The following is a 19,286-nucleotide window of genomic DNA, read 5'->3' as shown; positions in this document are numbered from 1 at the left end:
TGAGATGAGCGAGGCTGATCGCGTTTCTCGTCATTCCGGGGCGGTGCGCAGCACCGAACTAAGGCGCGCGATTGCGCGCCTGAGAATCTCGAGGTTCCGGGTCTGGTCCTTCGGACCATCCCGGAACGACGGCCGAGCCGTAGGGCACGGCCGTCGTCTCTTCTCGATCGCCGCGCTCGCCTTCATCCTCGCCCTCATCGGCTTCGTCGGCTGGGTCTATTCCCTCGGCCCGCTGCCGCTCGACGAAGCGCGCCGCGTCTCGACCACCGTTGTCGATCGCAACGGCAAGCTGTTGCGCGCCTATGCGATGGCGGACGGGCGGTGGCGCCTGCCCGTCGATGCCAAGGCCAATGTCGATCCGACTTACCTGAAGCTGCTGTTCGCCTATGAAGACCAGCGCTTCTATGCCCATGACGGCATCGATCCGCTGGCGCTGGGCCGGGCTGCGGTGCAGCTGACCACGCGCGGCCACATCGTGTCGGGCGGCTCGACCATCTCGATGCAGCTGGCGCGGCTGATGGAGCCGCGGCGGCAGCGCTCGCTCTATGCAAAGCTGCACCAGATCGTCCGCGCGATCGAGCTGGAGCGGACGATGAGCAAGGACGAGATCCTCGACCTCTACCTCGCGCTTGCGCCCTATGGCGGCAATCTCGAAGGCATCCGTGCCGCATCGATCGCCTATCTCGGCAAGGAGCCGAAGCGGCTGTCGCTGGCGGAAGCTGCGCTGCTGGTGGCGCTGCCGCAATCGCCGGAAACACGTCGTCTCGACCGTTTTCCGGAAGCCGCGCGCATCGCGCGGGATCGCGTGCTCGACCGCATGGTCGAAGAGCATGTGGTCGGCATCGACGATGCCAAGCAGGCCAAGGCCGTGCCCGTGCCAACGCTGCGCAAGCCGATGCCGATCCTGGCGCCGCACGCCTCCGACAGCGCGCTGGCAACGGTCAAGGATGCGCCGGTTATCAAGCTGACGCTGGACTCAAATCTGCAGAAGGTGCTGGAGCCGCTGGCGCGCGACCGCGCCGTTGCGCTGGGACCGAACATCTCGGTCGGCATCATCGTGGTCGACAATGAGAGCGGCGACGTGCTCGCGCGTGTCGGTTCAGCGGATTATTTCGACGAGAGTCGGGCAGGGCAGGTCGACATGACCCGCGCCATCCGCTCGCCGGGCTCGACGCTGAAACCCTTCATCTACGGTCTCGCCTTTGAAGACGGCTTTGTTCATCCGGATAGCCTGATCGACGACCGCCCGGTGCGCTTCGGCTCCTACGCGCCTGAAAATTTCGACATGACGTTCCAGGGCACGGTGCCGGTGAAGAAGGCGTTGCAACTCTCGTTGAACGTGCCAGCGATCGTGCTGCTCGACCGCGTCGGCTCGAGCCGGCTGGCCTCGCGGCTCCGCCAGGCCGGCGGCAATCTGGTTCTGCCCAAGGACGAGGCGCCGGGGCTCGCGATGGGCCTCGGCGGCGTTGGTGTCACGCTCCAGGATCTGGCGCAGCTTTATGCAGGGTTCGCCCGGCTCGGCACCACCAGGCCATTGCGCGAGATCATGGCCGCCACGGATGATCGCGAGGCGCTGCGGCTCTTGGACCCGGTGGCGGCCTGGCAGGTCGGCAATGTGCTGCTGGGAACCCCGCCGCCGGAGAACGCGGCTCATAACCGCATCGCCTTCAAGACAGGCACCTCCTATGGCTATCGCGATGCCTGGTCGGTCGGCTTCGATGGCCGCATGACCATCGGCGTCTGGGTCGGCCGCCCCGATGGCGCGCCGGTTCCCGGACTTATCGGCCGCGTTGCCGCCGCGCCCATCCTGTTCGATGCCTTCGCACGGACCGGAAAGACGCTGACCCCTCTGCCCAAGCCGCCGAAGGGCACCCTGCTTGCCAGCAACGCGAAGTTGCCATTGCCGCTGAAGCGGTTCCGCCCCGTGGGGGAACTCGTCCGGACCGGCGGCGAGCAGGCGCTCCACATCCAGTTCCCGCTCAACGGCTCCCGGATCGATGTGGATCGCTCAGGCGGCACTGACGCTGCTGCCATGCCCGTCAAGGTCGCCGGCGGGGTGCTGCCGATGACTGTCATGGTCAACGGTGCGGCGCGCGGCGAGATCGACGGACGCCGCCAGCGCCTGATCGATCCGCCCGGCCCGGGCTTTGCACGGCTGACGGTGATCGACGCCACGGGCGCCGCGGACACAGTCGTCATTCGAATTCAATGAGAGCGGCTCAAGCGGTTGTGGCGATGGCGGTTTCAGCGTAAGCGGAACCAATGGCCGAGACCTATCCGACTCCCCGATTTGGAGCGCCGCGAGAGCCGAAAACGCCCGTGAATCCGGGCAGTCGGCTCGTGCTGATGCTCGATGTCGTCACTGCCAGCCACGCCCGTGCGGTGGGCTTCCTGGTGCTGTGCGCGCTGCTGCTGTTCCTGCCGGGATTTTTCACCATCCCGCCCGTTGACCGCGATGAGGCACGGTTCGCGCAGGCCACCAAGCAGATGGTCGAAAGCCGCGACTATGTGGACATTCGCTTCCAGGAGGACGTTCGCTACAAGAAGCCGGTCGGCATCTACTGGTTGCAATCGGCGGCCGTCGAAGCGGCGACGGCGCTGAAGCTGCCCAAGGCCGAATTGCGCATCTGGGTCTATCGGCTGCCCTCGTTGATCGGGGCGATCGGCGCGGTGCTGATGACCTATTGGACGGCGCTGGGCTTCGTCACGCGGCGCGCGGCGGTGCTTGCCGCGCTCCTGTTGGCCGCCTCCGTTCTGCTCGGAGTCGAGGCGCGCCTGGCCAAGACCGACGCCGTGCTGCTGTTCTCGGTGGTCGCGGCAATGGGTGCGATGTCGCGCGCCTATCTGTCCTGGCAGCGCGCCGAGGACGAGACACATCCGCCCTGGAGCTGGCCCGCGATCTTCTGGACCGCGCTCGCGGCCGGCATCCTGATCAAGGGCCCGCTGATCCTGATGTTCGCCGGGCTCACCATCGTCGCGCTCGCGATCCAGGACCGCGATGCCTCCTGGCTGTGGCGCTTGCGCCCCGTTTGGGGCCTGATGTGGATGCTGGTGCTGGTGCTGCCCTGGTTCGTCGCGATCTTCTGGCGCGCCGGCGATGCGTTTTTTGCGGACTCGGTCGGCGGCGACATGCTGAGCAAGATCGGCGCGCAGGAATCCCATGGCGCGCCGCCCGGCGTCTATTTGGCGCTGTTCTGGATTACCTTCTGGCCCGGTGCGCCGCTCGCGGCGATGGCGGCGCCGGCCGTGTGGCGGGCGCGGCGTGAGCCCGGCGCGCAATTCTTGCTGGCCTGGCTGGTCCCGTCCTGGATCGTATTCGAGGCCGTGCTGACCAAGTTGCCGCATTACGTGCTGCCGCTCTATCCCGCGATTGCGATCCTCACCGTCGGCGCGCTGGAGCGGAACGTGCTGTCGCGCTCCTGGCTGGCGCGCGGCTCGGCCTGGTGGTTCGTAATTCCCGCGGGCGGTTCGATCATCGCGGTGGTCGGCGCCGTCATGCTGACGCGGCAGCCGGCCTTCGTGGCCTGGCCGTTCATCGCGGCCTCGCTGATCTTCGGCCTGTTCGCCTGGTGGCTGTTCGACACCAATCGCGCCGAGCGCTCGGTGCTCAACGCGCTGGTCGCAGCGCTCATGCTGGCTGTCGTGGTCTATGGCATTGTGCTGCCGTCATTGACGCCGCTGTTTCCGAGCATCGAGGTCGCGCGCGCTTTGCGCAACGTGACCTGCGTCGGCCCGCGGGCGGCCTCGGCCGGCTATGCCGAGCCAAGCCTTGTCTTCCTGACCGGCACCCAGACGCTGTTGACCGACGGCTCAGGCGCTGCCGATTTCCTCAGGCAGGGAAGTTGTCGGTTTGCGCTGGTCGAGCAACGCTCGGAGCGCAGCTTCGTGCAGCGCGCCGAGGCCATCGGGCTGCGCTACAAGGTCGGGGCGCGCATCGACGGCTATAATTTCTCGCAAGGGCGCGCAATTTCGATCTCGATCTTCCGTTCCGAGGGCACCGAGTAGGATGCCAGGCAGTACCACCATTGCGCCGCGTGCAAGCTATCCCGTGCAGTTGTTCACGGTCGTTGGCCATGCACTGGCGCAATTGGTGCGCTCGCCGTCGCATTCGCGCCGTGCCGCGGCTGCGCGAAAATTGGCGCGGCATTCGCTGTGGCTGAGCGCGGCAGGGGCAGCCCTGATCATCGTGCTGATGCTCGCGTTCGATCGGACCGAGATCCAGCTGATGCCGGCGCGCGGCACGGCCTGGCTATGGCCGATCCGCATCCTCACCGATTTCGGCAAGGATGAGAACGTGCTCTCGGTGCTGGGCGCGGCGCTGGTGATCGTGGCGCTCGTTGCGGCCGGGATGCACGGCACTCGCCGTGCGCTGCTGCTCGGCTTCGGCACGAGGCTGCAATATCTGTTTCTGTCTGTTGCCCTGTCGGTGTTCGTCGCCGAGATTCTGAAATATCTCATCGGCCGCGGGCGTCCGTTCGTCGGCGGCAAGGCCGATCCGTTCAACTTCATACCGCTCGAAGGCACGGGAGCTTATGCCAGCCTGCCGTCGGGGCATGCAGTGACGGCGTTCGCTCTGGCCTTTGCGGTCGCGGCGCTCTGGCCGCGCCTGCGCGTGTTCATGTTCACTTACGCGGTCGTGATCGTGCTGACGCGGCTGGTACTGCTGGCGCATCACCCGAGCGACGTCACGGCCGGGGCTCTGGTCGGCATGGTCGGCGCCATGGCCGTGCGCTACTGGTTTGCCGCCCGCAGGCTCGGCTTTGCCATCCGCGCCGATGGCACCATCGTGCCACTTCCAGGACCGCTTCCAGGACGCCTCAAAAGGGTTGCCCGCAGCCCATCCGCCCCATAAAAGCGGCTGCTTCCCGGGCCAAGGGTTCCCGGGGGCGGGCCAATCCAACCACGAGCTTTCGATTTGTCGTCGTCCCAGCCTTCGGTTTCCATCGTTGTCCCCGTGCGCAACGAAGCCGACAACATTGCGCCCCTGATCGAGGAGATCACGGCCGCGCTCGACGGCCGCTGGGCCTATGAGATCATCTATGTCAACGACGGCTCGACCGATGCGACCGGCGACCGGCTTGCGGCGATGATGAAGCAGCGCGGCAATCTGCGGCAGCTTCGTCACGCAAAATCCGCCGGCCAGTCGGCCGCGGTTCGCAGCGGCGTGCGCGCGGCGCGCGGCACGATCGTGGCGACGCTCGATGGTGACGGCCAGAACAATCCGGCCTTCCTGCCGGATCTGATCGCGGCGGTCGAGAAGGGTGTCAATGTCGGCCTTGCCGCCGGACAGCGCGTTGGGCGCAAGGACACCGGCTTCAAGAAATTCCAGTCGCGGGTGGCCAACAAGGTCCGCAATGCGATCCTCAAGGACGGCACGCGCGACACTGGCTGCGGCCTGAAGGCGTTCCGTCGCGAGGTCTTCCTGATGATGCCTTATTTCGACGGGCTGCATCGTTTCCTGCCGGCGCTGATGCGCCGCGAAGGATTCGATATCGCCTATGTCGACGTGATCGACCGGCCGCGCCATTCCGGCGTGTCCAATTACGGCTTCTTCGACCGGCTTTGGATCGGGATCATGGATCTCGCCGGCGTGTGGTGGCTGATCCGCCGCAAGAAGCCGACGCCTGAAGTGACTGAGGTGAACGCATGATCATCCAATACGGCCAGGCCCTCAGCAATTATCTGTACGACGTCTTCGTCGCCAAGTTCGATTTCTGGCTGGCGTTCGGCCTGGTCGCGCAGCTGTTCTTCACCGCGCGTTTCCTGGTGCAATGGATCGCGAGCGAGCGGGCCGGCAACAGCGTGGTGCCGATGGCGTTCTGGTTCTGCTCGATGGGCGGCGGCCTGATGACGCTGGTCTACGGCGTCGTCAAGCGTGAGCCCGTCATCATCCTCGGGCAGGCGCTGGCGACGATCATTTATGTCCGCAACATCATGCTGATCATCAAGAACCGCGGCCGCTCGTCGAAGACGCTGGAGCGCTGATTCCTGGCCCTAGCGCGGCAGCGCCGTCGCGCCTGAGGCGGGCAGGGCTGATGTCTCCGCCTCGGAGCGGCGATAGGGCTCGCCGGCCGCATCCAGCACGGGATAGGCGACCGAGCAGATATGCGAATGGATGCGGCGCAGATCGCGCAACACGTCCAGATGCAGCGATGTGGTCTCGATCGTCTCGGGGCGACCTTCGCGCAGGCGGTCGAGATGGCGCTCGACGGCGGCGAGCTCGGTGTTTTTCAGTGCCGTCTTCTCCACCAGCAGCTTGCGGGCCTCGTTGGCATCGCCTGACATGAACACGCCGAAGGCGATCCGCAGCGAATCCATCGTGCGCTTGTGGAAGGCGGCGAGCTCGTCCGCGCCCTCGGACGAGAACTGGAAACGGCGCTTGATCTTCTTGGTGGCGAGCTCGCTCAGATTCTTATCGATGATGTCGCCGATATGTTCGAGGTTGATGGCGAAAGAGATGATCTCCATCGCACGCCGGCCCTCGCTTTCGTCGAGGCTGCCGCGGGTCAGCTTGGTGACGTAGAGCTTGATGGCCTCGTCGAGGCTGTCGACGATGTTGTCCGTCTTCGAGACCTGGTCGACCAGCGAACGGTCGCCGGTCATCATCGCGGCCATCACCTTGCGCAGCATGGTTTCGACCAGATCGCCCATGCGGAGCGTCTCGCGTGCGGCGTCCGCGAGCGCCAGGGACGGCGTCTCCAGCGCGGTCTCATCGAGATAGCGCGGGCGGGCCGGATCGGTTTCCTCTACGCGATCCGGCAGTAGCCGGGTCAGCAGACGTGACATGGTATCGAGCAGGCCGACGAAAAGGATGGCCGTGCCGACATTGAAGGCGATATGGAAGGCGGCCGTCATCCGGGCGAGATCCGGCTGCCAGGCATGCATGTGATCCGCGATCGTGTGCAGGAACGGCAGGACCAGGGCGATGCCGACCACGCGATTGACGAGATTGCCGACCGGCAGCCGGTAGCTTGCGGGATCGTCGCGCTTTGCGCCTTCGAACACGGGATTGATGGCGCTGCCGAGATTGGCGCCGAGAACCAAAGCGAGAGCCGCATACGGCGTGATGAACTGCGAATAGGCCAGCGACATGATCAGCAGCACGCTGGCGACGCTCGAATGCACCAGCCAGGTGAGGAGGGCGGCGATCACGATGCACAGGACGGGATCGCCCGTGATCGCCGTCATCACGACCCGCATGCCGGGCGCGTTCTCCGCAGGCGCCAGCGTGTCGAGCAGGATATGCAGCGACAGCAGCATCAAGCCGAGGCCGATGCAGACGCGGCCGATATCCTTGATCCGCGAGCGCGGGCCGGAGCGGAAGGCGACGAGGCCGAGCACGAACAGCACGGGTGCGACGGCGGCGATGTTGAACGACAGCACCTGCACGATCAGGGTCGTGCCGACATTGGCCCCGAGCATGATGGCAAGCGCAGCGACAAGGCTCAGCAGCCCTTCGGCGGCGAACGAGCTGGTGAGCAGGGCTGTTGCCGTGCTGCTCTGGAGTAGCGCGGTGAGGCCGAGGCCGGCGGCGAAGGCGCTGAAGCGGTTGCCGAGGGCCTTGCCGAGCAGATGCCTGAGGTCAGGACCGAACGCACGCAAAATCCCGCTGTGGACCATATGCAGGCCCCACAGCAGCAGCGCCACGCCACCCATCAGATCTAGCAGGACCAACGTACCCATTCTCCGTGTCCGGACTTAGAGTCGAAGGGGTCAGGCTAACGCCAAACGTCGGGGGATCAACCCCCTGTTGGCGCGACGGCGTTAACGTCCGGTATTCATGCACGTTCCCGCGGCGCGCATTGGCGCGTCCGCAGGCGGGATGCCGCGTGAGTAGGCTCACATGGCCGCTTTGAGGGCAGCGAAGCCGCGATCGAGATCGGCTTTGAGGTCGTCGACGCTCTCGAGGCCGATGTGGAGGCGGAGCGTCGGGCCGCCCGGCGCCCATTTGGTCGCGGTGCGGTAGGCGTCGCAGTCGAAGGGAATCGCAAGGCTTTCGAAGCCGCCCCAAGAAAAGCCCATGCCGAACAGCTTGAGCGTGTTGAGCATGGTGTCGACCGCCTTTTGCGGCGCCGGCTTCAGCACGATGCTGAACAGGCCGGAAGCGCCGGTGAAGTCGCGCTTCCAGATCGCATGGCCCGGATCGGTCTCGAGCCCCGGATGCAGCACGCGCGTGACCTCGGGCCGCGATGCGAGCCAGCGCGCCATCTCCAGACCTGAACGATGATGCTGCGCCAGCCGCACCGACAGCGTGCGCAAGCCGCGCAGCGCGAGGAAGACGTCATCGGGGCCGGCGCAGACGCCGAGCAGGCGGATGCCTTCGGATATCTGCGGCCAGGCCCTGGCATTGGCCGAAATCGTGCCGAACATGATGTCGGAATGGCCGCCGATATATTTGGTGGCCGCCTGCATGGAGATGTCGACACCCTGTTCGAGCGAGCGGTGATAGAGCGGCGTCGCCCAAGTGTTGTCGTCGATGACGAGAGCGTCATGCGCATGCGCGACCTCGGCGATGGCGCGGATATCAGGCATCTCGAAGGATTGCGACCCCGGCGCCTCGACCAGCACAGCGCGGGTATTGGGCTTGAACAACGTCTCGACGGCAGCGCCGATCAGCGGGTCAAAGTAAGTGGTCTCGACGCCGTAACGGGCGAGCATGCCGTTGCAGAAATTGCGCGAGGGCCGGTAAATGTTGTCAACGACCAGGATGTGGTCGCCGGTCTTCAGCACCGAGAGCAGGGTGGTGGAGATCGCCGACAAGCCCGACGGCACGATGCCGACGCCAGCGCATTGCGGTCCCTCAAGTGCCATCAGCGTGTCCTGGAACGCCCGCGTGGTCGGGGTGCCATGGCGGCCATAGGTGAACTCGCCGCGATGGGCATGCAGGTCCTCGGCGGTCGGATAGAGCACGGTCGAGCCGTGGAACACGGGCGGATTGACGAACCCCTTCTGAGCCTTGGTGTCGCGGCCGGAGGTGACCAGGCGGGTTTCGGCGTGCTGCTCTGGGGGGTGCGAGGAATCCATGCGTCTGCTTTCAAAAAAGCGTTTCCGCCGGGCGCGGATCGCACGGCCGGGGCGGCCCCGGGGCCGCGATCGTTAATAACAGAACACAGAAGAGTCCCGTCAACCCCTTGACCCGGCTCGCCAGTCGTTCTGTGATGCGCAGGTGCTATTCAGTCGCCGCATGTTGAGGGGCCTGCCGCGACCTTCGATCCATCGTCTGACCGGACCTTGCGCCACAGCCACAACGGCGGGCGCCTACGGCGAGGATTAAGGTATGGCCTCCTTGGGATGGGCGAGTGTTCGGCAAGGTTTTCCAGCATGACTCTTGCAAGGCGCAGCCTTGCAGGGATTCCGTACCCGACCTTGAGATGACTTTGAAAGGCTTGAAGCCCATGAAACGCGTAACCCTGGCTCTCACTCTTGCTCTCGCCGCCGGCCTCTCCGCCCAAGCCGCCGACGCGCAAACGCTCAAGACCATCAAGGACCGGGGCATGCTGTCCTGCGGCGTCAGCCAGGGCCTGCCCGGCTTCTCCTCGCCCGACGACAAGGGCAATTGGACCGGCATCGACGTCGACGTCTGCCGCGCGATCGCGGCGGTGGTCTTGAACGACCCGACCAAGATCAAGTTCGTGCCGTTGTCTGCCAAGGACCGCTTCACGGCGCTCCAATCCGGCGAGATCGACGTGCTGTCGCGCAACACCACATGGACGGTTTCGCGCGACACCTCGCTCGGCGCCAATTTCACCGGCGTCACCTATTATGACGGGCAGGGCTTCATGGTGAAGAAGTCGCTCAAGGTCAATTCCGCACTTGAGCTCAACAGCGCCTCCGTCTGCGTCCAGACCGGCACCACCACCGAGCTGAACCTCGCCGATTACTTCAAGGCCAACAACATGAAGTACGAGGTCATCGCGTTCGGCACGATCGACGAGGCGGTCAAGGCCTACGAGTCGGGACGCTGCGACGTCTTCACCGACGACTCGTCCGGCCTCTATGCCAGCCGCCTGAAGCTGACGAATCCCGCCGATCACGTTGTGCTGCCCGAGATCATTTCGAAGGAGCCGCTGGGTCCCATGGTGCGTCACGGCGACGATCAGTGGTTCGACATCGTGAAATGGACGCTGTTTGCGATGGTCACGGCCGAGGAGCTCGGCATCACCCAGAAGAACGTCGACGAGATGGCGAAATCCGACAAGCCGGAGCTGAAGCGGGTGCTCGGCACCGACGGCAATCTCGGCGAACAGCTTGGCCTCACCAAGGACTGGGTGATCCGGATCGTGAAGGCGGTCGGCAATTACGGAGAGTCGTTCGATCGCAACGTTGGCGCCGGTTCGCCGCTCAAGATCAGCCGTGGCATCAACAGTCTCTGGACCAAGGGCGGCCTGCAATACTCGCCGCCGATCCGCTGATCGGCAAAGCCGCAGGCTGCGCCGATGGGCGTCGAGGCCCGGAAACCGCCACCACAGCTCGCGCTGAAGCTCCGGCGCGCGCTCGGTGGCAAGGCAGGCTGGAACGGCGTCGCCGTCCAGCTTGTCTTTGGCGCGGTCCTGGCCTGGATTGCCTACGAGATCATCTCGAATGCCCGTACCAACCTCGAGTCCCAGCACATTGCAGCGGGCTTCGGGTTCCTGCGGAACAGCGCCAGCTTCGACGTCAATCAGACCCTGATCCCCTATTCGGGGTCCGATACCTATTTCCGCGTCTTCATCGTCGGTGTCTTGAACACGCTGCTCGTTTCGGTGGTGGGCATCTTCTTTGCCACCGTGATCGGTTTCATCGTCGCACTCTGCCGTTTGTCGCCCAACTGGCTGGTGTCGCGTGTCGGCGGTCTCTATGTCGAGGCGATCCGCAACCTGCCGCTGCTGTTCCAGATCCTGTTCTGGTATCTTGCGGTGCTCGCGGCACTGCCGGCGCCGCGGCAAAGTGTGTCGGTCCTCGGCGCCTTCTTCCTCAACAATCGCGGCGTGATCGTGCCATCGCCGCTGGCTCAGCCCGGCCTCGTTCCATTCCTTGCCATGCTCGCGCTCGGCGTCGTCGCGTCGCTGGCGTTGCGCAGCTACGCGCGGAGGGCGCTGTTTGATCAGGGCCGCGCGATCCAGATCTGGCCGTACGTTCTGGCATTGCTCGTCGGATTACCGCTCGTCACGACGCTTGTGTTCGGTCTGCCCGTCACATTCGAATTTCCGCAGTTGAAGGGATTCAACTTTGCTGGCGGGGCGCGGATCATTCCGGAATTCGTCGCACTGACAGTTGGGCTCTCGACCTATACCGCGGCCTTCATCGCCGAGATCGTGCGTGCAGGCATTCTCTCGGTTCATAAAGGGCAGATGGAGGCGGGCTCCTCGCTGGGTCTCAGCCGAGGCGCGACGTTGCGGCTGATCGTGGTGCCGCAGGCCATGCGCGTGATCGTGCCGCCGCTCACCAACCAGTACCTCAACCTGACCAAGAACTCGTCGCTGGCGGTCGCGATCGGTTATCCAGATCTCGTCTCGGTGTTCGCCGGCACGGCCCTGAGCCAGACCGGACAGGCAATCGAGATCATCGCCATGACAATGGGCGTCTATCTCCTGACCTCGCTCGTCACCAGCGCTGTCATGAGCGTCTATGGCTGGCGCATCAGCCGGAGCCTGGGTGCATGACCGATATTGCCGCGTCTTCCTTTGTCCGGCAGGACCTGGTGTCCGAGCGCGCGGCGCCCGTGAAGACCACCGGCTTTGTCGGCTTCGTGCGCACGCGCCTGCTGAACTCGCCGACCAATATCCTGCTGACGATTCTCGGCCTGTTGCTGGTCTGGTACATCGTTGTTCCAAGCATCAAGTTTCTCCTGGTCGATGCGGTCTGGAGTGGCAACGACCGCACGGCCTGCCTCGCGGAGAATGCAGGTCGTCCGGTCGGCGCCTGCTGGCCCTTTATCCAGGCTAAGTCCACGCAGCTTTTCTACGGCTTCTATCCCGAGGCCGAACGCTGGCGGGTCAACCTGACCTTCGCGCTGGGCGCTGTGCTGCTTCTGCCGCTGCTAATCCCACGTCTGCCGGCCAAGAGCGTGAATGCCGGGCTGTTCTTCCTAGCCTTTCCTGCGGTCGCATTCTTCCTGCTGCATGGCGGCGGCATCGCCGGCTTCGGCGTGAGCTGGGTTGCGGGCCTGCTGCAATTGTTCGCCGACAGCATCAGCGGGGCCGGTGAGGCTGTGGTCGGACTGAGCAAGACCTCGGCCGCCGGCCCGGCGCTCTGGGCGATCGGCAGCGCCATCGTGCTGGTCGGCACGTTGCTGCACTGGGTGATCTTTCCATTGACCTGGCTGCGCGACCAGATGCTGGCGTCCGGGCAGGGGCCCTGGCCCGACTTCCTGATCACAGCCGTGATTGTGTCGGTGATCCTGTTCGTGCTCGGTGGCGGAGCGCGTGTCGGATCACGGCCGCTGATCACATGCCTCGCCACGTTCGCCGGAATTGCGGCGGTGATCAAGCTGATGGGGCTCGATCGCGGCGGCTTGCCGATCGTCGATACGCGGCTGTGGGGCGGGCTGCTGGTGACCCTGGTGATCGCGATTACCGGCATCGTGGCGTCACTGCCGATCGGCGTCGCGCTCGCGCTCGGCCGGCGCTCGACCATTCCCCTGATCCGGATATTCTCGATCACCTATATCGAGTTCTGGCGCGGGGTGCCGCTGATCACGGTGCTGTTTTTCGCGACCTACATGCTACCGCTGTTCCTGCCGGGAAACTTCACCGTCGACGGCCTGGTGCGCGCGCTGATCGGCGTTTCGCTGTTCACCGGCGCCTATCAGGCCGAGAATTTGCGTGGCGGTCTGGCGGCGGTGCCACGCGGGCAGGGAGAGGCGGCCTCCGCGCTCGGCCTGTCCTGGTGGAAGACGACCTCGCTGATCGTGCTGCCGCAGGCGCTGCGCCACGTCATTCCCGCCATCGTCAACAGCTTCATTTCGCTGTTCAAGGACACGTCGCTGGTCTCGATCGTTGCACTGTTCGATCTTCTCGGCTCGCTGCGGGCTTCATTCGCCGATCCGGTCTGGACCACGCCGTCGACCGCCTTCACCGGCTTCGCGTTCACCGGCATCATCTACTTCATCTTCTGCTTCGGAATGTCGCGCTACTCGCTCTTCGTCGAGCACCGCCTCAACGCTCACCGTCGCAACTGATCGAGGCCACCATGACCGACCCCATCGTCAAGATTTCCGGCCTCAACAAATGGTACGGCGAGTTTCACGTGCTTCGCGACATCGACCTCGCGGTCAACAAGGGCGAGCGCATCGTGATCTGCGGCCCCTCGGGCTCGGGCAAATCGACCTTGATCCGCTGCATCAACGCGCTCGAGGAATTCCAGGAGGGCGAGATCGTCGTCGACGGCATCGAGCTCGGGCCGAACCTCAAGCATGTCGACGCGGTGCGCCGCGAGGTCGGCATGGTGTTCCAGAGCTTTAATCTGTTCCCGCATCTCACCGTGCTCGACAATTGCACGCTGGCGCCGATCTGGGTCCGCAACATTCCCAAGAAGGACGCCGAAGCCACCGCGATGAAATTCCTGGAGCGGGTCAAGATCCCGCACCAGGCCAACAAATTCCCGGGCCAGATGTCCGGCGGCCAGCAGCAGCGCGTCGCCATCGCGCGCGCTCTGACCATGAACCCGAAGGTGATGCTGTTCGACGAGCCGACCTCGGCGCTCGACCCCGAAATGGTCAAGGAGGTGCTCGACACCATGGTCGACCTCGCCGAGGAGGGCATGACCATGCTGGTCGTCACTCACGAGATGGGCTTTGCCAAGGAAGTCGCCAACCGTGTGGTGTTCATGGACGCCGGCCAGATCATCGAGGCCAACACGCCGAAGGAATTCTTCGCCGCGCCCCAGCACGCCCGCACCAAGCTGTTCCTGAGCCAAATCCTGCGCTGATACCGGGGGCATCTCGGGGGCGCCGCCAATCGGCCGGCCGGCCATGCGAATCAGCTAGACTCTCCGTCGGCCATCCCTTGGAGAGTGACCTTGCAGAGCAGCGCCGGCGCACGCGCGTTCCAGAACGCGCGATTGCAGAAGAAATTCAAGAAGCAGGCGGAGGCCATCATCTCCGCCGCGAACGCGGCCTACGGCCAGGGCCCGCATGCCGAGGCCGAGGCGCTCTGCCGACAGATACTGAATGAGCTCCCGGAGCATTTTGCAGCCTTGCACCTGCTGGGCTTGTGCGCGTTCTCGGGTCAGCGCTTCGAGGCCGCGAAACAGGCATTCACGCAAGCCGTGGTCGTCGATCCGCGCTCAACACAGGCCCTTTCAGATCTGGGAGCCACGCATTTCGCACTCGGGCAATACGAGGATGCGCGCGCGTCCCTGGAGAAGGCCATCGCGCTGAAGCCGAATTTCCCGATGGCCTTGGCCAATCTCGGCAATGCCTTGCTGCACCTGAACCGGGTCGCGCAGGCGATCGAAATGTACGATCGCGCGATCAAGCTCAAGCCCGACTATGTCGATGCGCTGTGCAATCGTGGTTTGGCGGAACTGGCCCTGCAACAGTTCGACCGCGCCAAGGAAAGTTTTGATCGTACCTTGCTGTTTCAGCCGCGACACGTGGAGGCGCTCGTCGGCAAGGGGTTGGTCAATATTCAGCTCAAGAACTACGACGAGGCCAAGAGCGCCCTTGAGGCGGCGCTCGCGCTCAGGCCGGGCTCGGCGAAGATCCTGGCGAACCGCGGACGGGTCAATCTCGAGCTGTCGAGACCGGAGCAGGCGGCGGCGGATTTTGACGCTGCGCTCGCGCTGTCTCCCAGGCTCGAGGTGGCCTTGGAGGGGAAGGCCCAGGTCGCGCTCAGCATGGGCAATACGGCGCAGGCGATGCTGGCCTGCACCACGCTTCTCGAGGAAAATCCGGGCTCCGCGGTGGCGATGGCGCTGCTGAGCGCCTGTCTTGCAAACCAGGGAGAGATCGCATCGGCGGTCGAGCTTCTCGACGCCGCGATCGCAATCGCGCCGGATGCGAGCTTGATCGGGCGAAAGATCTTCTTTCTGGATTATCTCGGCGAGGCCGATTTCGCGGTTCAGCAGGCCGCGCGAAAGCAGTGGTGGGACGTGATCGGCGTCAGAGTGCCGCAAAGGCAGCTTGCGCCCCAACAGCTCGATCCCGACAGGCGGATCGTGATCGGTTATGTCGCGGCCGAGTTCTGGTACCACTCGGCGGCGTTTACCCTGCTGCCGGTGCTCCGTCATCACGATCACGCCAAGTTCGAAATCATCTGCTACTCGTGTGCGCAGGTGCGCGACGAGATGACCGCCAAATTCCACTCCCTGGCGGATGTCTGGGTCGAGGCTGGGCAGCTTTCCGACGACCAATTGGCCGATCGCATTCAGGCCGACAAGGTCGATATTCTGGTCGACGTATCCGGGCATACGACCGGCAACAGGCTTCATGTTTTCGCCCGCAAGCCGGCGCCGATCCAGGTGTCGGGATTCGGGCATGCGACCGGGACTGGCCTTCAGACCATGGACTACGTGCTCGCGGATCCGGTCTTCATTCCGCAATCGGCGCGCCATCTGTTGGCCGAGAAGGTCCATGACCTGCCGTGCCTGATCACGATCGATCCCATCCTGGATGTGCCGCCGTCGGAGCTGCCCATGCTCCGCAACGGCTACGTGACTTTCGGCGTGTTCAACCGCATCTACAAGATCTCGGACGAGGCGATCCGGGTGTGGTCGCACATCATGCGCGAGGTGCCGGGATCGCGGATCATCGTCAAGCATACCCTGCTCGACGATCCCCTGGTGCGCGACGGCCTGGTAGCGAGGTTTGCGGCGCAGGGCATCGCCGAAGCCAATGTCACGTGCCTGGGTTCGAGCCCGCGCCACGAGCATCTGCGCGCCTTTGCCCAGATCGACATTTCGCTCGACACGTTCCCGCAGAACGGCGGCATCAGTACCTGGGAATCGCTCTATGCGGGCGTCCCTGTTGTCGCCAAGCTCGGCAACGGCGCCTCGTCGCGCGCCGGCGGCTCGATCGTGGCTGCAGCCGGCCTTGGCGAATGGGTCGCCAACGATGATGACGGTTATGCCGAGATCGCGTGCAAGTTCGCGGCGCAGCCAGAGTATCTGGCGAAGCTGCGCGCGGGTTTGCCGGCGCAGATTGCAGCCTCCGCGGCCGGCAATGTCGAACACTATGCGCGCGAGGTCGAGGCTGCTTATCGCCAGTTCTGGCGCGACCATTGTGCCGTGACCGCGGCTGGCGGTGACGTCGGGTAGGCAGGTTGGGCGCACCGGGCCAGGAACGCGCGTAACGCCTGACATCCCGGGAAAATCCGGGGCCTCTCCGGTCCGGCGGACCGGCCGGCTGGCCTCGCGAATCAGCTAGACTCTTCGGCGGGTATCCTTCGGAGAGCAATCTTGCAGAGCAGCGCCGGCGCGCGCGCGTTCCAGAACGCGCGATTGCAGAAGAAATTCAAGAAGCAGGCGGACGCTATCCTTTCTGCGGCAGCTTCTGCTTACGGCCAGGGTCGCTACGCAGAGACTGAGGCGCTCTGCCGTCAGATCCTGGAGGTGCTTCCGGATCACGTCGACGCCACGCATCTGCTCGGCATGTGTGCGCATGATGGCGGGCGCCTTGAAGAGGCGCAGCAATTGATCGAGCGCGCGATCGCACTCGATCCGCGCTCTCCCGACGCTCACAATAACCTCGCGACCGTGTTTTTCGACCTCAAGAATTACGAGGAGGCGCGTCGCTGCCAGGAGAAGGCCATCGCGCTGAAGCCGAATTTTCTGACCGCGCTGACCAATCTCGGCAACACGCTGCTGCACATGGGACATCCCGAGCAGGCGATCGAACTTCACGAGCGCGCCATCAAGCTGAAGCCGGACTATGCCGACGCCTTTTGCAACCGTGGCATGGCGGAGCTGGCGATGGGCCAGTTCGAGCGTGCCGACCAGAGTTTCGATCGCGCCTTGTTGTTTCAGCCGCGTCACGCGGAGGCCCACGCCGGCAAAGGCATGGTGAGCGTCGAGCTCCGGCACTTCAGGGAAGCCGCAGCTGCTCTTGCCGCGGGGCTCGCGATCAAGCCCGGTTCGGCCAAGATGCTGGCACAGCGCGGACGGCTCCATTTCGATCTGTCGCGGCTGGAGCAGGCGGCAGCGGATTTCGATGCGGCGTTGTCGATTTCGCCCGCGCTCGAGCTGGCGTTGCGCGGGACGACGCAAGTCAACATTCTCCTCGGAAACACGGCAAAGGCGTTTGCAGCCGTCAAGACGCTGCTCGAGCAAAATCCGCGGTCCGCGCTCGGCATGGCGCTGCTGGCGTCGTGTTACGCGAGCCAGGGCGACATCAAGACGGCGCTCGAGCATCTCGACGCGGCGCTCGAGATCATGCCGGACTATGCCGACGCGATCGCGCGCAAGATCTTCCTGCTGGATTATCTCGCCGAGGCCGATTTCGCGGTCCAGCAGGCGGCACGAAAATATTGGTGGGACGCGGTCGGCTCCCAATTGTCACGAATCGAGCTGCCGCCGCGGGAGCTCGATCCGGACAGGCGGATCGTGATCGGATATGTCTCGTCCGAATTCAGAAACCACTCGGCGGCGCTCACCCTGTTGCCGGTGTTGCGCCATCACGACCACGCCAAATTCGAGGTCATCTGCTATTCCTGCTGGCCGTTGCAGGACGAGATCACCGAGAGTTTCAAGGCGTTGGCGGACGTCTGGGTCGATGCCGGGCAGATGTCGGACAACGAGCTGGCCGATCGCATTCAGACCGACAAGGTCGATATCCTGATCGACGTATCCGGGCATACGACCGGTCACCGGCTCCATGTGTTCGCGCGGAAGCCGGCCCCCATCCAGGTTTCGGGCTTCGGACACGCGACCGGCACGGGCCTTCAGACCATGGACTACGTGCTTGCCGATCCGATCTTCATCCCGGAATCGGCGCGCCATCTGCTCGCCGAAAAGGTCCATGATCTGCCGTGCCTGATCACGATGGAGCCGGTCTCGGATCTGACTCCTTCCGAACTTCCGATGCTCCGCAACGGCTACGTCACCTTCGGCGTGTTCAACCGCATCTACAAGATCTCGGATGATGCGATCCGGGTGTGGTCGCGCATCATGAGCAAGGTGCCGGGATCGAAGATCATCCTCAAGCATGGGCTGCTCGACGATCCCTTGCTGCGCGACAGTCTGATCGCGCGCTTCGTCGCGCAGGGCATTGCCGAGGAGAACATCACTTGCCTCGGCTCCACGCCGCGCGCCGAGCACTTGCAGGCTTTTGCCCAGATCGACATTTCCCTGGATACGTTTCCGCAAAACGGCGGCATCAGCACCTGGGAATCTCTCTACAAGGGCGTTCCTGTCGTCGCCAAGCTCGGCAACGGAGCTTCCTCGCGAGCAGGTGGCTCCATCGTGGCTTCCGCTGGCCTTGGCGACTGGGTCGCCGACGATGATGACGGCTATGTCGAGATTGCGTGCAAGTTCGCGGCGCAGCCGGATTATCTGGCGAAATTGCGCGCGGACTTGCCGGCGCAGATCGCAGCCTCGGCTGCCGGCAATGTCGAAATCTATGCGGGCAGGGTGGAGGCGGGCTATCGCCAGTTCTGGCGGGACTATTGTGCCGCGGCTTTGAAGTCCGGCGAGGACGCCGAAACCTAGAGTTTTACGCAATTCCGTCGCCGGCCAACAATCATACCGATAATGACGCCCCGCCGCTTCACGCGTCCGAAAGCACCCTTTGAGTATGTGGCGCAAAAGGGGAGCGTCAAATGCTCGGTTTCGTATTCGGCCTCAACGCCCGCCTCGGGCGATTGCATTTCTTCCTGGCCACGGTTGCGCTGGCGATCGCGATGACCGCGATCTGCTTTGCCATCGTGATGGCCATGCTGCGCACGACGTCGCCGAGCATGGTCCGCCCCGAGGATCTCACCCATAACAGGGCGATCATTGTCGCGATGATCTTCTTTGGTCTTGCGACCTTCACGCTGCAATCCATGCGCATCCGAGACATCGGCTGGGACCCGGTCTGCGTCATCCCGGCCTGGATCGCGCTCATGATCGTCGATCATGTGGTGGCGGGCCGGCTTCCGGCCTCGGCCATTGGCGGGGAGCATCAGGGCACGATGGTCGGCGGGCTGGTCAATCTCGGCCTGCTGCTGGCGCTCACCTTCTGGCCGAGCGCCGAGATCGGGGGCGCTTACACCAACCCGTTCGAGCCGCCGGCGCGTGCGGCCAGCAAATCATCGACGTCTGAGCGGCGCCTTGCGCGCGTGTCGCAAGGCTCGGCGCGTGCGAGCTGGAGTTAAGCGTCTGGAGCCGAC

General features: G+C 64.5%; 14 protein-coding genes. 12 read left to right on the top strand and 2 right to left on the bottom strand.

The features are described from left to right. Window positions 1-4 precede the first annotated feature (4 nt). The 5 genes from pbpC (at window position 5) to L6637_RS02805 (ending at window position 5,985) form a co-directional block, all read left to right on the top strand. Window positions 5-2,212 (top strand): penicillin-binding protein 1C, encoded by a 2,208-nt coding sequence (gene pbpC / locus L6637_RS02825; protein ID WP_237869066.1) that lies wholly within the window; start codon window positions 5-7, stop codon window positions 2,210-2,212. A gap of 50 nt (window positions 2,213-2,262) precedes the next feature. Then, window positions 2,263-4,005, top strand: a complete 1,743-nt coding sequence (locus L6637_RS02820; protein WP_237869064.1) for an ArnT family glycosyltransferase — start codon at window positions 2,263-2,265, stop codon at window positions 4,003-4,005. 1 nt (window position 4,006) lies between these two features. Beyond that, window positions 4,007-4,852: a phosphatase PAP2 family protein gene (locus L6637_RS02815; protein ID WP_237862497.1), complete on the top strand. Its 846-nt coding sequence runs from the start codon at window positions 4,007-4,009 to the stop codon at window positions 4,850-4,852. A 63-nt stretch (window positions 4,853-4,915) separates the two neighbouring features. Further along, window positions 4,916-5,650, top strand: coding sequence for a glycosyltransferase family 2 protein (locus tag L6637_RS02810; RefSeq protein WP_237862496.1), 735 nt, complete (start codon window positions 4,916-4,918; stop codon window positions 5,648-5,650). Further along, window positions 5,647-5,985, top strand: a complete 339-nt coding sequence (locus tag L6637_RS02805) for a lipid-A-disaccharide synthase N-terminal domain-containing protein (protein ID WP_237862495.1) — start codon at window positions 5,647-5,649, stop codon at window positions 5,983-5,985. Before L6637_RS02810 ends, L6637_RS02805 begins: the two co-directional genes overlap by 4 nt. 9 nt (window positions 5,986-5,994) lie before the next feature. On the opposite strand, the gene L6637_RS02800 is transcribed toward L6637_RS02805, so the two are convergent. Then, the gene (locus L6637_RS02800) at window positions 5,995-7,683 is read right to left on the bottom strand and encodes a Na/Pi cotransporter family protein (RefSeq protein WP_237862494.1); all 1,689 of its coding nucleotides are present in this window, start codon (window positions 7,681-7,683) and stop codon (window positions 5,995-5,997) included. 156 nt (window positions 7,684-7,839) lie between these two features. Continuing rightward, window positions 7,840-9,024: a cystathionine beta-lyase gene (gene metC / locus L6637_RS02795; protein ID WP_237869063.1), complete on the bottom strand. Its 1,185-nt coding sequence runs from the start codon at window positions 9,022-9,024 to the stop codon at window positions 7,840-7,842. Between the two features lie 371 nt (window positions 9,025-9,395). Here metC and L6637_RS02790 point away from each other — a divergent pair, with 371 nt between their 5' ends. The 7 genes from L6637_RS02790 (at window position 9,396) to L6637_RS02760 (ending at window position 19,271) form a co-directional block, all read left to right on the top strand. Continuing rightward, window positions 9,396-10,412 (top strand): amino acid ABC transporter substrate-binding protein, encoded by a 1,017-nt coding sequence (locus tag L6637_RS02790; RefSeq protein WP_237862492.1) that lies wholly within the window; start codon window positions 9,396-9,398, stop codon window positions 10,410-10,412. 24 nt (window positions 10,413-10,436) lie between these two features. Next, complete coding sequence (locus tag L6637_RS02785) at window positions 10,437-11,642, top strand: amino acid ABC transporter permease (protein WP_237862491.1); 1,206 nt, start codon at window positions 10,437-10,439, stop codon at window positions 11,640-11,642. Next, on the top strand, window positions 11,639-13,159 hold the full coding sequence (locus tag L6637_RS02780) for an amino acid ABC transporter permease (protein WP_237869062.1): 1,521 nt from the start codon (window positions 11,639-11,641) through the stop codon (window positions 13,157-13,159). The genes L6637_RS02785 and L6637_RS02780 overlap by 4 nt, the downstream gene beginning before the upstream one ends. A gap of 11 nt (window positions 13,160-13,170) precedes the next feature. After that, window positions 13,171-13,908, top strand: a complete 738-nt coding sequence (locus L6637_RS02775; protein ID WP_237862489.1) for an amino acid ABC transporter ATP-binding protein — start codon at window positions 13,171-13,173, stop codon at window positions 13,906-13,908. Window positions 13,909-13,998: 90 nt separating this feature from the next. After that, window positions 13,999-16,236 (top strand): O-linked N-acetylglucosamine transferase family protein, encoded by a 2,238-nt coding sequence (locus L6637_RS02770; RefSeq protein ID WP_237869061.1) that lies wholly within the window; start codon window positions 13,999-14,001, stop codon window positions 16,234-16,236. Between the two features lie 141 nt (window positions 16,237-16,377). Beyond that, window positions 16,378-18,624 (top strand): O-linked N-acetylglucosamine transferase, SPINDLY family protein, encoded by a 2,247-nt coding sequence (locus L6637_RS02765; protein WP_237869060.1) that lies wholly within the window; start codon window positions 16,378-16,380, stop codon window positions 18,622-18,624. A gap of 110 nt (window positions 18,625-18,734) precedes the next feature. After that, the gene (locus L6637_RS02760) at window positions 18,735-19,271 is read left to right on the top strand and encodes a DUF805 domain-containing protein (RefSeq protein WP_237869059.1); all 537 of its coding nucleotides are present in this window, start codon (window positions 18,735-18,737) and stop codon (window positions 19,269-19,271) included. Window positions 19,272-19,286 lie beyond the last annotated feature (15 nt).

Source organism: Bradyrhizobium zhengyangense (assembly GCF_022012435.1).
Lineage (GTDB): Bacteria > Pseudomonadota > Alphaproteobacteria > Rhizobiales > Xanthobacteraceae > Bradyrhizobium > Bradyrhizobium zhengyangense.
The sequence above is the reverse complement of the archived record's forward strand: the minus strand, read 5'-3'. Positions and strand labels throughout refer to the sequence as shown.